General features: G+C 67.9%; 11 protein-coding genes. 4 read left to right on the top strand and 7 right to left on the bottom strand.

Annotation, left to right across the window (positions count from 1 at the left end):
- Positions 1 to 473: 473 nt before the first annotated feature.
- The 3 genes from NQ204_RS17620 to NQ204_RS17610 all read right to left on the bottom strand — a co-directional run bounded on the left by NQ204_RS17620 (position 474) and on the right by NQ204_RS17610 (position 3,090).
- A complete protein-coding gene (locus tag NQ204_RS17620; protein ID WP_116865120.1) occupies positions 474 to 2,039 on the bottom strand; it encodes a protein adenylyltransferase SelO in 1,566 nt (521 codons plus the stop codon).
- Between the two features lie 31 nt (positions 2,040 to 2,070).
- Positions 2,071 to 2,760: a glutathione S-transferase gene (locus NQ204_RS17615; RefSeq protein ID WP_116865121.1), complete on the bottom strand. Its 690-nt coding sequence runs from the start codon at positions 2,758 to 2,760 to the stop codon at positions 2,071 to 2,073.
- Positions 2,761 to 2,880: 120 nt separating this feature from the next.
- A complete protein-coding gene (locus NQ204_RS17610; protein ID WP_004153307.1) occupies positions 2,881 to 3,090 on the bottom strand; it encodes a cold-shock protein in 210 nt (69 codons plus the stop codon).
- Between the two features lie 302 nt (positions 3,091 to 3,392).
- On the opposite strand from NQ204_RS17610, the gene NQ204_RS17605 reads away from it, so the two are divergent.
- Positions 3,393 to 3,878, top strand: a complete 486-nt coding sequence (locus NQ204_RS17605; RefSeq protein WP_256644534.1) for a YaiI/YqxD family protein — start codon at positions 3,393 to 3,395, stop codon at positions 3,876 to 3,878.
- Positions 3,879 to 3,895: 17 nt separating this feature from the next.
- Here the strand turns inward: NQ204_RS17605 and NQ204_RS17600 are convergent, their stop codons facing one another.
- Both NQ204_RS17600 and NQ204_RS17595 read right to left on the bottom strand, forming a co-directional pair.
- Entirely contained in the window at positions 3,896 to 4,771 is an 876-nt protein-coding gene (locus tag NQ204_RS17600) for a pseudouridine synthase (protein ID WP_116865123.1), read from the bottom strand.
- Positions 4,768 to 5,130, bottom strand: a complete 363-nt coding sequence (locus NQ204_RS17595; protein ID WP_116865124.1) for a hypothetical protein — start codon at positions 5,128 to 5,130, stop codon at positions 4,768 to 4,770. The genes NQ204_RS17600 and NQ204_RS17595 overlap by 4 nt, the downstream gene beginning before the upstream one ends.
- A 124-nt stretch (positions 5,131 to 5,254) precedes the next feature.
- Here NQ204_RS17595 and NQ204_RS17590 point away from each other — a divergent pair, with 124 nt between their 5' ends.
- The 3 genes from NQ204_RS17590 (at position 5,255) to NQ204_RS17580 (ending at position 9,145) form a co-directional block, all read left to right on the top strand.
- Positions 5,255 to 5,803 carry a YaeQ family protein gene (locus NQ204_RS17590; RefSeq protein ID WP_116865125.1) on the top strand — a complete coding sequence of 183 codons (549 nt, stop codon included), beginning with the start codon at positions 5,255 to 5,257 and terminating at the stop codon, positions 5,801 to 5,803.
- Positions 5,800 to 6,984: a BaiN/RdsA family NAD(P)/FAD-dependent oxidoreductase gene (locus tag NQ204_RS17585; RefSeq protein ID WP_256644533.1), complete on the top strand. Its 1,185-nt coding sequence runs from the start codon at positions 5,800 to 5,802 to the stop codon at positions 6,982 to 6,984. Before NQ204_RS17590 ends, NQ204_RS17585 begins: the two co-directional genes overlap by 4 nt.
- Before the next feature lie 91 nt (positions 6,985 to 7,075).
- A complete protein-coding gene (locus NQ204_RS17580; RefSeq protein ID WP_256644532.1) occupies positions 7,076 to 9,145 on the top strand; it encodes an EAL domain-containing response regulator in 2,070 nt (689 codons plus the stop codon).
- A gap of 126 nt (positions 9,146 to 9,271) precedes the next feature.
- Here the strand turns inward: NQ204_RS17580 and fabV are convergent, their stop codons facing one another.
- Together fabV and secF are read right to left on the bottom strand one after the other, a co-directional pair.
- Complete coding sequence (gene fabV / locus NQ204_RS17575) at positions 9,272 to 10,531, bottom strand: enoyl-ACP reductase FabV (RefSeq protein WP_256644531.1); 1,260 nt, start codon at positions 10,529 to 10,531, stop codon at positions 9,272 to 9,274.
- An 837-nt stretch (positions 10,532 to 11,368) separates the two neighbouring features.
- On the bottom strand, positions 11,369 to 12,349 hold the full coding sequence (secF, locus tag NQ204_RS17570) for a protein translocase subunit SecF (protein WP_116865023.1): 981 nt from the start codon (positions 12,347 to 12,349) through the stop codon (positions 11,369 to 11,371).
- Positions 12,350 to 12,364: the final 15 nt, after the last annotated feature.

Raw genomic sequence — 12,364 nt, 5'->3', positions numbered from 1 at the left:
CCCCCCCCCCCCCCCCCCCCCCCCCCCCCCCCCCCCCCCCCCCCCCCCCCCCCCCCCCCCCCCACCGCCCCACCCCCGACAATTTCCCGGTGACGGCTGGACCATCCACGCTTCGCGTGGATCACATCTGCTTGAAATCAAACATTTCGAATTGAAATCGAAAAGCATCCACGCATGGCGCGGCTCTACAGTAGATCCACGCCATGCGTGGATGAAATCCGTCAGACATCGATATCGGACCCCGTGCCGACCAACGGTCGGCAGACACTTACAGCCGCGTGAACCTGTCGAAGGCTGGGCACTGTGGGTTTGCGGGGTGTGAGCCGCATGGATGCGGCGACCAAGGCTACATGGACGTACTTGCGCCGTCCCCGCAAACCCACAGTGCCCCGCCATCCCGCGGAATGCCGCTCTGGCTTTTGACGTTGACGTTGCCTCGGCAGGTGCAGGGCTGCAAGCCCTGCAAAACACCCCTACGAACTGCAAGAAAGCATCGAGCACCCGGCACGGTGATCCGCCCACGCCGGCCGCTTGCCGGCATAGTGCTCCAGCCCCGGCCGCTCCGTGTACGGATCACGCAACACGTCCTGCAGCGCATGCACGCCCCCCAGGTCGCCCTGCTCCGCCCGGTCGATCGCTTCCTGCGCCAGCCAGTTGCGCAGCACGTACAACGGATTGGCCGCCGCCATCTTCGCCAGCCGTGCCTCCGCCGTCAGCGGATCGGCACGCAACCGCGCCGCGTACTCCTGCAGCCACTGCTGCAGCGGCGCCCGCACCGCCTGCCGGCGCGCGTCGTGGTAGTACACCGCATCCAGCACCCCGACATCCGGCGCCGCCGCATCCACGCGCATCAGAGCGCGCCAGGCCAGGGTCATGTCCATCCCGCCTTCCTGCAGCAGCTGCTGCCAGCGCAGGTAGAGCTGCAGGTCTTCGTCATCGGCGGCCGCCAGGCCCAGTTTGGCCGCGGCATCGCGGCGGGTGCAGGCTACGAACGTGGACTGGAACGCGGCCAGCCCCGCCTGCAACGGCTGCACGTCGGCGAACAGCGGCGACAGCGCCTGCGCCAGCCGGTTGAGGTTCCAGTACGCCACCTGTGGCTGGGTGCCGAAGCGGTAACGGCGGCCCTGGGCGTCGGTGGTGTTGGGCGTCCAGTCCGGATCGTAATCCTCCACCCAGCCATACGGGCCGTAGTCGATGGTCAGGCCCAGCACGGACAGGTTGTCGGTGTTCATCACCCCGTGCACGAAACCGACGCGCATCCAGTGCGCCATCAGCTCGGCGGTGCGCACCGCGATCTGCGCGAACCAGTCGCCATACAGCGCCTCGCCCTCGCCCTGCAGCTCGGGAAAATCGCGGGCAATGCAGGCATCGGCCAGCTGCTTCAGCAGCGCGGTCTCGCCACGCGAGGCCGGCAGTTCGAACGTACCGAAGCGGATGAACGATGGCGCCACGCGGCAGACGATGGCGCCCGGTTCGGCGCGCGGGTGGCCGTCGTAGAACATGTCGCGCACCACGTCTTCGCCGGTACCGACCAGCGACAGGGCGCGCGTGGTCGGCACGCCCAGGTGATGCATCGCTTCGCTGCACAGGAACTCACGGATGGACGAGCGCAGTACGGCGCGACCATCCGCGCCGCGCGAGTACGGGGTCGGCCCGGCGCCCTTCAGCTGCAGCTCCCAGTGCCGGCCATCGGCGGCCACCAGTTCACCCAGCGAGATCGCGCGGCCATCGCCCAGCTGGCCCGCCCAGTGGCCGAACTGGTGGCCGCCGTAGTTGGCCGCCCACGGCTGCATGCCGGCGTACAACGCGTTGCCGCCGAATACCTCGGCGAAGTCATCGTCCTGCACGTCGGCCGCCTCGAAGCCGAGCAGCGCGGCAACCTCCGGCGACCAGGCCAGCAGGGTCGGCGCGGCGACCGGCGTCGGCATCACCGATGACCATGCGGCACCGCGCACTTCGCGGCGGCGCGGGCCGCTCTCGGGGTCGCCCGGCAGGGCGGTCAGCAGGCGGTTGTCGAAACGGGGAGCGTTGGTATCCATCCGCACAGGATGGGGGCGACGGGGCCGCGCCTCAATCGCCGCGCAGGGCCTGCAGGGCGCCGCCCTTGGCCTCGGCGCGCTGGTACGCCGGGCGCTCGCCGATGCGCGCGAGGAAGCCGCGCAGCGCCGGCTTGTCGTCCAGTCCGCCACCGCGGGCTGCGGCGGCCTGGATCGGGAAGCTCATCTGGATGTCGGCGGCGGTGAAACGGTCGCCCGCGAACCACGGGCTTTCTTCCAGGCGCCGCTCCATCCACTCCAGGTGCAGGCGCCGCTGCGGGCCGATGAAGCTGCGCTCGGCCTTGTCGGCAATGCTGCGGGCGATCGGGCGGGCAAAGAACGGCATCGGCGCACTGCGGATGCGGCCGATCACCAGGGTCAGCAGCAACGGCGGCATCGCCGAGCCTTCGGCGTAATGCAGCCAGTAGCGGTAGTCGATGCGCTCGGCAGCCTCGGCCGGCATCGGCGCGGGCGACAGCTGGCGATCGGTGTCGTAGCGGTCGGCCAGGTAGTCGAGGATGGCCCCGGACTCGGCCAGCACCAGATCCCCCTCCTGCAGCACCGGCGATTTGCCCAGCGGATGCACCTCGCGCAGCCCCGGCGGCGCCAGCAGCGTCTTCGGGTCACGCGGGTAGCGGCGCAGCTCGTAATCCAGCCCCAGCTCTTCCAGCATCCACAGCACGCGCAGCGAACGGGAATTTTCCAGGTGGTGGACGATGCGCATGGGCGGGCTCCTAGGGGGAGCGCGCATCGTACCGCGCGCCGGTGTGTGCGTTGCGCGCATAAAAAAACGCCGGAAGCTTTCGCTTCCGGCGTTTCTGGCTACCAAACGGTAGCAGACGGATTAGACCGCCTGCACCTGGTCAGCCTGCATACCCTTCTGGCCCTGAACGGCGATGAAGGTAACCTTCTGGCCTTCCTGCAGGGTCTTGAAGCCGGTGCCCTGGATGGCACGGAAGTGCACGAACAGGTCCGGGCCGCTTTCCGGGGTGATGAAGCCGAAGCCCTTGGCGTCGTTGAACCACTTGACGGTGCCGGTCTGACGATCAGACATTTGACTAACTCCTGAAACACATGTTGAAAAAATCGCAGCCACCGGGAATCGGGGCCGAGACTGAGTTGCAGGCGTTGGTAAAGCGGATCGATGAGCGGATCGTGAGATCAACTGCACCAGGCCACGATTCACGGTGACCCTAGCAAACACAGTGGGTCGAACGATACGCGTCTTTTGGGGAAAAAGCGATAGCCCTGACATTCATTCGCGTCGCCTGCCCCGCCAGGCGTGGCAAGGCTTGGCACCGGATCGAGGCTAAACCCGAGTCCCCATTCAGGATTTTCCTACCCTACACTGGGTAGATGACTGAAGCTGAAACCCAAGCTGAACACGGAAGACCGAGGATCTGGGTCGATGCAGACGCCTGCCCCGGCGTCATCCGCGACATCCTGTTCCGCGCCGCCGAGCGGGTCGGCCTGGAGCTGACCATGGTCGCCAACCAGTGGATCCGCACCCCACCCTCGCGCTGGCTGCGCTCGATCCAGGTGCCACAGGGCCTGGACGTGGCCGACAGCGCCATCGTCGAACGGGTGGCCGTCGGCGACCTGGTGGTCACCCAGGACATCCCGCTGGCCGCGTTGGTGCTGGAAAAGAAGGCCGTCGCCCTGAACCCGCGCGGCCAGCTGTACACCGCCAACAACATGGCCGAGCGCCTGTCGATGCGCAATTTCACGGAAGAACTGCGCGGCGCAGGCGTCCAGACCGGCGGCCCGCCGCCGTTGGGCCAGCGCGACCGCCAGCTGTTCGCCGCCGAGCTGGACCGCTGGCTGGCCCGCGTGAAGCCGTGAGGCTCCAACCGCGCTGATCAGCGCCTTTCCGGCACCTGCAACATGCGCTCGCTGCTGAACGCCCGCCGCTCCCCGCTCAGCGGGTCCTGGAACGCCAGGGCCCGCGCCAGCAGCTGCAACGGAGGCGCCTGCAGCCGGTCCACGGCCGGAAACAGCTGCGGATAGAGATCGTCACCAAGGATCGGCGCGCCCAGCGCCGCCATGTGCACGCGCAGCTGGTGCTTCCTCCCGGTTTCCGGCCGCAGCCGGTAATGCCAGATCGCCCCGTCGGCAGCCATCACCTCCACCTCGGTGCGCGCGTTCGCCTCGCCCGGCACTTCGGCCATGCGGAAGAACGGTTCGCCGGCCACGATCCGGCTCCGTCGCTGCAAGGGGAACTGCACGTCCGGCAAGGCCGGCGCCAGCGCCTCGTAGGTTTTGTCGATGCGCCGCTCGCGGAACAGGCGCTGGTAGGCATCGCGCGAATCCGGCCGCTGCGAGAACAGCACCAGCCCGGCCGTGAGCCGGTCCAGGCGGTGCAGCGGCACCAGGCCGGCGTTGCCGGTGTGCGCCACCAGCCGCGCCAACAGGGTTTCGCGCACGTAGCCGCCGGCCGGGGTGACCGGCAGGTAATGCGGTTTGTCGGCCACCAGCAGGTCCGCGTCCTGGTACAGGATGCGCTCGCTGAACGGAATGGACGGCTCAGCGCTGACCTCGCGGAAATACAGGATCTCCAGCCCGACCTGCCAGCGCTGGTCCGCCGCGAGTGCCCTGCCCTGCGCGTCCTGCACGCGGCCGCGCTGGAACCGGTCCAGCCACTGCGCACGGTCGATCCGCGGGAAACGCGCGCACAGCCCGTCGAGCAGGCACGGCCAGTCCCCCGGCGGCAGCTGCAGGCGGCTGGGCAGGATCATGGCGCGACCGCCCCAGGCGACGGCAACGCGGCCGCATCCAGCACCCGCCAGCCATCCCGCTCCCTGCCGTCGCCGCTGCCATCAGCCAGCGCCGCCAGCACCAGCGCCTGCATCACCGCAGGCAGATGCAGGTTGATCCAGCGCCCGTCAGCCGTGCGCAGGCTGCCATGGTCCAACCCGGCGTCGCCGGCCGGCCGCCCCTGTGCCGGCGCGCTGCTGAAGCGCATGCGCAGCCGGCGGCCGGGCGCGTACGCGGCAAACACCACGCTGGCAGGCACCACGCCGGCTGCGGACGCGCGCACGCTGCAGACGAAGTCGGCATCGGCAATACGCAGGCGGCGGATGCGGGAACGGGTCATGCGCGGTCGTTGCGGGCGGGAAAGCGCCGCCAGAGTGCCACCGTTGACGTCCGGCAGACACCCCGACCACGGACACCCTTCGGGCAAACCTCTATCATGGTCGTCTTTAGTGCACGGATTCCCCATGGCCCTCACCGCCACCATCCGCAAGGCCGAGCTGCAGATCAGCGACATGGATCGCGGCTACTACGCGACCCACAACCTGACCCTGGCCCAGCACCCGTCGGAGACCGACGAACGCCTGATGGTGCGCCTGCTCGCCTTCGCCCTCAACGCCGACGACCGCCTGGAGTTCGGCCGCGGCCTGAGCACCGACGACGAGCCGGACCTGTGGAACCACGACTACACCGGCGACATCCTGCAGTGGATCGACCTGGGCCACCCCGATGAATCGCGCATCCGCAAGGCCTGCAACCGCAGCCGGCAGGTGCAGGTGGTGAACTACGGCGGCAATGCCTCCGAGATCTGGTGGAACAAGCAGGGCAAGGCCCTGGCCCGCTTCGACAACCTGTCGGTGGTCGACCTCGACGGCGCCTTCGTCGAACAGTGGGGCCAGCAGATCCAGCGCGCCATGCGGTTCAGCGTGCTGATCCAGGATGGCGAAGTGCAGATCATCAACGACCAGATGCAGCTCGACATCATTCCGAACTGGCGCAAGCGCGCCAAGGCATGAGCACGATCCGCCGCGACGTGCTGGTCATCGGCGCCGGCGCGGCTGGCCTGATGACCGCGATCACCGCCGGCCAGCGCGGCCGCCACGTGCAGGTGATCGACCATGCCAACAAGGTCGGCAAGAAGATCCTGATGTCCGGTGGTGGCCGCTGCAACTTCACCAACACCGGCACCGCCCCGGCCAACTTCGTCTCCGCCAACCCGCATTTCTGCAAATCGGCGTTGGCGCGCTATTCGCCGTGGCACTTCATCGAGATGGTGGACAAGCACGGCATTGCCCATCACGAGAAGGAGCTGGGGCAGCTGTTCTGCGACATCTCGTCCAAGCAGATCGTGAAGATGCTGGTGGACGAGTGCCAGGCCGCGGGTGTGCAGATCCGCACCGACTGCAGCGTGCAGCGCATCGAGCACGGCAGCGATGGCTTCCGCGTGCACACGAGCCAGGGCCTGTTCCATTGCGCCTCGCTGGTGGTGGCCACCGGCGGCCTGTCCATCCCGAGCATGGGCGCCACCGGCTTCGGTTATGAGCTGGCCCGCCAGTTCGGCCACCAGGTGCTGCCCACCCGCGCCGGACTGGTGCCGCTGGCCCTCAGTGGCACCCACCAGGAGCGACTGGCCGACCTCAGCGGCGTCGCCCTGCCGGTCGAGGCGCGCTGCAACGGCAAGAGCTTCCAGAACTTCATGCTGCTGACCCATCGGGGCGTCAGCGGGCCGGCCATCCTGCAGATCTCCTCGTTCTGGCAACCCGGCGATGCACTGGAGCTGGACCTGCTGCCGGGCCAGGACGCGACCGAGTGGCTGCGGCAGATGAAGCGCGACCGCCCGGCGGCCGAACTGCGCACGGTGCTGGCCGAGGTGCTGCCCAAGCGCCTGGCCCAGCGCCTGTGCGAACACTGGCTGCCGGACCGCCCGGTGCGGCAGCTGGACGAACCGGTGCTGCGCCAGGCCGGGCAGCTGCTGGGCGCCTTCCCGCTGGTGGCCAGCGGCACCGAGGGCTACCGCACCGCCGAGGTCACCTTGGGCGGCGTGGACACCGCCGAGGTGTCGTCGGCCACGATGGAATCCAAGCGCGTGCCCGGCCTGCATTTCGTCGGCGAAGTGCTCGACGTGACCGGCTGGCTGGGCGGCTATAACTTCCAGTGGGCCTGGGCCAGCGGCCATGCCGCGGGCAGCGTGGTGTGAACCGCATCGCCGTTCCAGTGCTGCACGGGGCGCGCGCATGGACGGACTGGCGCGCATCGTGTATCTAGATTTGCAGATTGGGGAGCAGTGCATGCAGAACGCGAACGACATCACCATCAGGCTGCTGATCGTCGATGACAGCGGCGAGAACGCCGAAGCCATCGTCAGCACCCTGCGCAACAGCGGCATCGCCGTGCGCCCGTGGCGGCCGCAGGATGCGGCCGAGCTGTCGCAGGTGCTGGCCAGCCAGGCCATCGACCTGGTGCTGGCCTCCCCGTCGCAGGGCATCCCGCTGCCACTGGTGGTCCAGCACATCGCCGCCAGCGGCAAGGACATCCCGCTGGTCCTGCTGGCCGATCGCATCGACGAGGACGAACTGGTCCAGGCCAGCAGCAACGGCGTCCGTGCCCTCGCCCTGCGCCAGCGCAACGACCACCTGCTGGCGGTGGTGCGCGACCAGTGGGTCGACCTGCAGGCGCGCCGTGGCCTGCGCCGCATCGAGGCGCAGATGCGCGAGACCGAGCGCCGCTGCGATGCCCTGATCGCTTCTTCGCGCGACCCCATTGCCTATGTCCACGAAGGCATGCACATCCGTGCCAACGATGCCTATCTGGACATGTTCGGCTATGAGGACTTCGACGATATCGAAGGCATCTCGCTGCTGGACATGGTCGCCGCCCAGCACGTGGACAGCTTCAAGCAATTGCTGAAGTCGCTCAGCCGTGGCGAGGCGCCGCCGCCGCAGTACCAGCTGGACGCGCGCCACCAGGATGGCAGCGCCTTCCCGGCCACCATGGAATTCACCGCCGCCACTTACGAAGGCGAGTCCTGCCTGCAGGTGGTGTTCCGCCGCCGCCTGGAACTGGACACCGAGCTGGCCCGCGAGGTCGAGGACCTGCGCCAGCGCGACCAGGTCACCGGCCTGCTCAATCGCCCCACCTTCATGCTGCAGGTGGAAGATGCGGTGGCCCAGGCCGGCCGCAGCGAGGGCCAGTTCGGCCTGCTGCTTGTCGAACCGGACCACTACGCGCGCCTCATCCCTGATATCGGACTGGACTCGGCCGACGCCCTGATCGGCGCGATGGCCGCGCTGCTGGCTGACGTGGTGGGCGATGACGCGCAGATGGCGCGCTTCGGCGAACACAGCTTCGCGGTGCTGCAGTCCGGCCCCTACGCACAGACGCTGGCCATGGCCGATCGCATCCGCGAAGCCTTTGCCGCACACGTGTTCACCATCGGCGCGCGATCGGCCACGGTCACCGTCAGCCTTGGCGGCGTCCAGGTGGGCGAAAAGATCGCCAGCATCGGCCAGGTGCTGGCGCGTGCCAGCGAATGTGCGCAGGCTGCTGCCGCCCTCGGCAATACCACGCGTATCTTCGACCCGGCCGCGGTCGACCGCATCGAGGAAGAGCGCGTGCAGCGCTGGGTCGCGCGCATCCGCGAGGCCCTGGCCGGCGACGGTTTCCAGCTGCACTACCAGCCGGTGCTGAACCTGCAGGGCGAGCCGCTGGAACTGTACGAGGCCTACCTGCGGCTGGAGCACAACGGCGAGCTGCTCAGCCCGACCGCTTTCCTCGGCATCGCCGAGGAGCACGGCGTGCTCGGCGACATCAACCGCTGGGTCGTCTCGCAGGCGATCAGCGTGCTGGGCGCACGTGCGCGCGCCGGCCATGACACCCAGATCCTGGTCAAGGTCACCCCCGAGTCGTTCGACGACCCGAAGATGATCGCCACGCTGCGCCAGCAGCTGCAGGCACAGGGCGTGCCGGGCGAGCGCCTGTGGCTGCATGCGCCGGAGGCGAAGGTGTTCACCCACCTGCGTGCCGCCCAGCAGTTCCTCGCCGACGTCGCCCCGCTGGGCTGCCGGATCGGCCTGGAGCAGTTTGGTTCCGGGCTGGATTCGTTCCAGCTGCTGGCCCACTTCGAGCCGCAGTTCCTCAAGCTGGATCGCGGCTTCACCAGTGACCTGGCGGCGACCCGCGAGAACATCGACCGCATCAGCCAGATCACCGCGCGTGCGCAGGAAGCCGGCATCCGCACCATGGCCGAGTTCGTCAGCGATGCCAACTCGATGACCCTGCTGTTCAGCGCGGGCGTCGACTACGTGCAGGGCGATTTCGTCGGCCCGGCACTGCCGTCGATGAACTTCGATTTCGGCTGAACCCGCTGATGCCGGCCAGCGGCCGGCACTACCACCGACCGCACAGGTAGCGCCGGGTCATACCCGGCGAGCGCAGCGGCATCCACGGCATCCGCCGGGCATGGCCCGGCGCTACCGTCTATCGCGTCAGGTCAGATCGACCAGGTTGGCGATCTTCACGTCCGGGTTGACGTCGGCTTCGTAATCGACGCCTTCCACGCCGAACCCGAACAGGCGCAGGAAATCGGCCTTGTAGCCGGCCAGGTCGCTGATCTCGTACAGGTTCTCGTTGGTCACCTGTGGCCACAGCTCCAGCACCCTGCCCTGCACTTCCGGGGCCATTTCCTTGTAGTCGGCGCGCAGGCGGCCTTCCTCGTCCACCAGGGCGACGGTACGGCCCTGCCCATCGACCAGGTCGTGGCGCAGGCGGTCGACGGCCACGCCGTCAGCCTTGCCGCCGTAGAGGATGTCGTACAGCACGTCGAGCTGCTCGATGCAGCCCTCGTGGGTGCCCTGCGCCTTCATCACCTTGAACAGCAGCGACAGGTACAGCGGCATGGTCGGGATGGCCGAGCTGGCCTGGGTGACCACCGCCTTCAGCACCGACACGCGCGCGTCGCCGCCGATCTTCGCCAGCGATGCGCGCAGGCCCAGCACCTTGTCGTCGAGGTCCTTCTTGGCCGCGCCGATCGAACCGTTCCAGTAGATCGCCTGGGTGATCTCTTCGCCCACGTAGGTGAAGGCGGTGGTGGTGCAGCCGTTGGCCAGTACGCCGGCCTCGGACAGCGCATCGATCCACATCTGCCAGTCTTCGCCGCCCATCACCGCGACGGTGCCGGCGATCTCCTCGGCCGTGGCCGGCTGCAGGTGGGTCTCGGTCAGCACTTCCTTGTCGGTATCCAGGCCGCGCAGGACGATCGGCTCGCCGATCGGCTTCAGCGTCGAGCTGATGATCTCGCCGGTCTTGGGGTGCTTGCGGCGCGGCGCGGCCAGGCTGTAGACGACCTGGTCGACCTGGCCGAGGTCGGCCTTGATCATCTCGATGGTCTTGGCCTTCACTTCATCGGAGAAGGCATCGCCGTTGATGCTCTTGGCGTACAGGCCGGCTTCGTCGGCGTACTTGTGGAACGCGGCGGAGTTGTACCAGCCCGCGGTGCCCGGCTTGGTTTCGCTGCCCGGGCGCTCGAAGAAGATGCCGAGGGTCGCGGCGCCGCTGCCGAAGGCGGCAGTGATGCGCGCGGCCAGGCCGTAGCCGGTGGAGGCACCGATGACCAGCACGCGCTTGGGACCGTTCTGGATAGGCGGGCGGGCTCGGATGTAGTCGATCTGCTGCTTGACCGCGGCCTCGCAGCCGGTCGGGTGGGTGGTGACGCAGATGAAGCCGCGGACGCGCGGTTTGATGACCATGGATACCTCGGGTTGGCAGATGCGGCGCACGGGGCGCTCAGCAGGAATACGGGCGCGCGCAGGCGCGCGCGAACCGCAGGATCGTAGTGCGCGGGGGAAGAATGCACAACCGACGCTGGCGTAGGGTGGGGTTTGTTCTGCAGGGCTGCGCCCTGCACCCGCCGAAGCAACGGCCAGAGCCGAGGCAACAGCCAAAGCCGGTTTCCTGAGGGATGGCGGGGTGGGTCCGGTGGCAGGGGGCGCCGTGAACCCGTCCATGGGGGCTTGGTCGCCGCATCCATGCGGCTCACACCCCTGCCACCGGACCCACCCCGCCTTCGACAGTTTTCCGCAATCTGTCGGAACGGCGTCTACCTCTGGTAGATGTCGACCTTGGTCGACGCGGATGAATTCATTCGATATCTGACAGATGTGTCGATCCAAGTCGACACCCACCAACAGCCGCGTGAACCTGTCAAAGGTGGGGCGGTGTCGGAGTGCGGGGTGTCAGCCGCATGGGCCCGAGGGATGCCTCGGGCGGGTTGGGCAGGACGCCCAACCCCGGTCTTGCCGTGTGCGCAGGACAGCGCACACGAGCAAGCGGCTGCCAGGCCCCCATGGGTGAGGGTGCTTTGCTTGCGAAGCATCGCTTCGCAAGCGCCCGAACGCCCAGCCGCCAGCGGCTGGGCCGGACTGGGGGTTTACGGCGTCCCCGCACTCCGACACCGCCCCACCAACCCACGGAATGCCCGCTGTTGATGTTGATGTTGCTCTTGCCTCGGCAGGTGCAGGGCGCAGCCCTGCCAACAAAAAACCCCGCTTGCGCGGGGTTCTCTGTGTACTGCGTGCAGCGGGGGCTTACGGGCGGCGGGCCAGGGCCTCGACGTCCTTCGCCTTCGGCAGCAGATCCTGCTTGGTCACGCGCAGCGCACCAATGGTCAGCATCGGCACCGCCACCAGGATCGAGGACAGCACCACGATCACCGCACCGATCATGTGCGTCTCGGCCAGGCCTTCCATCGAGCTGCCGCCGTACAGGTACAGGGCCAGCGCCGACAGGAAGAACATCACCGCGGTGATCACCGTACGCGACAGCGTCTGGTTGATCGAACGGTTCAGTACCTCCATCGGCTCCGCGCGCAGGCTGCGGAAGTTCTCTCGCACGCGATCGAACACCACGATGATGTCGTTGATCGCAAAGCCCATCACCGACAGCAGGCCGGCCAGCACCGTCAGGTCGAACTCACGGCCCAGCAGGGACACGTAAGCCACCGTCACGACCAGGTCGAACATCGCCACGATGCTGGCGGTGACCGCGAATTTCCATTCGAAGCGCACCGCGATGTAGATCAGGAAGCCGGCCAGCATGAAGATGGTGGCGTACAGACCATTCATCGCCAGGTCCTTGCCGATCTGCGGGCCAACGAATTCGTTGCGCAGCACGGTGGCCTGGTTGTCGGTGGTGGACAGCGCCTTGACCACCGCCGCAGCGGTGGCCTTGTCCTCGGCGGCGGCCGCACCGGTACCCGGGGCGTGCTCACCGTGCGGGGCCAGGCGGATCAGCAGGTCGGTGTTGCCACCGACGCTCTGCACCTGGGCGCCTTCAAAACCATTGTCCTCGAGCTTGGTGCGGACCTGTTCGACGTCGACCGCGTGATCGAAGCGGGCTTCGATCAGGGTGCCGCCGGTGAAGTCCAGGGCGTAGTTGAAGCCCTTGAAGCCGATGATGCCGATCGAGGCCAGGAACACGATGATCGTGACGACCATCGCGACATGGCGCCAGCGCATGAAGTCGATCTGGGTATCGTTCGGGAGGATGTGCAGCGGAAAAATTTTCATGTGCGTGTCGTCCCG

It is taken from the genome of Stenotrophomonas testudinis (assembly GCF_024499815.1).
Lineage (GTDB): Bacteria > Pseudomonadota > Gammaproteobacteria > Xanthomonadales > Xanthomonadaceae > Stenotrophomonas.
Note: the sequence above shows the minus strand (reverse complement) of the source record. Positions and strands in the feature narration are given on the sequence as shown.

What these genes read in the sequence shown, in the direction of transcription:
- NQ204_RS17620 (WP_116865120.1), bottom strand. Translation starts at nt 2,039, where the DNA reads ATGGATACCAACGCTCCCCGTTTCGACAACCGCCTGCTGACCGCCCTG.
- NQ204_RS17615 (WP_116865121.1), bottom strand. Translation starts at nt 2,760, where the DNA reads ATGCGCATCGTCCACCACCTGGAAAATTCCCGTTCGCTGCGCGTGCTG.
- NQ204_RS17610 (WP_004153307.1), bottom strand. Translation starts at nt 3,090, where the DNA reads ATGTCTGATCGTCAGACCGGCACCGTCAAGTGGTTCAACGACGCCAAG.
- NQ204_RS17605 (WP_256644534.1), top strand. Translation starts at nt 3,393, where the DNA reads ATGACTGAAGCTGAAACCCAAGCTGAACACGGAAGACCGAGGATCTGG.
- NQ204_RS17600 (WP_116865123.1), bottom strand. Translation starts at nt 4,771, where the DNA reads ATGATCCTGCCCAGCCGCCTGCAGCTGCCGCCGGGGGACTGGCCGTGC.
- NQ204_RS17595 (WP_116865124.1), bottom strand. Translation starts at nt 5,130, where the DNA reads ATGACCCGTTCCCGCATCCGCCGCCTGCGTATTGCCGATGCCGACTTC.
- NQ204_RS17590 (WP_116865125.1), top strand. Translation starts at nt 5,255, where the DNA reads ATGGCCCTCACCGCCACCATCCGCAAGGCCGAGCTGCAGATCAGCGAC.
- NQ204_RS17585 (WP_256644533.1), top strand. Translation starts at nt 5,800, where the DNA reads ATGAGCACGATCCGCCGCGACGTGCTGGTCATCGGCGCCGGCGCGGCT.
- NQ204_RS17580 (WP_256644532.1), top strand. Translation starts at nt 7,076, where the DNA reads ATGCAGAACGCGAACGACATCACCATCAGGCTGCTGATCGTCGATGAC.
- fabV (WP_256644531.1), bottom strand. Translation starts at nt 10,531, where the DNA reads ATGGTCATCAAACCGCGCGTCCGCGGCTTCATCTGCGTCACCACCCAC.
- secF (WP_116865023.1), bottom strand. Translation starts at nt 12,349, where the DNA reads ATGAAAATTTTTCCGCTGCACATCCTCCCGAACGATACCCAGATCGAC.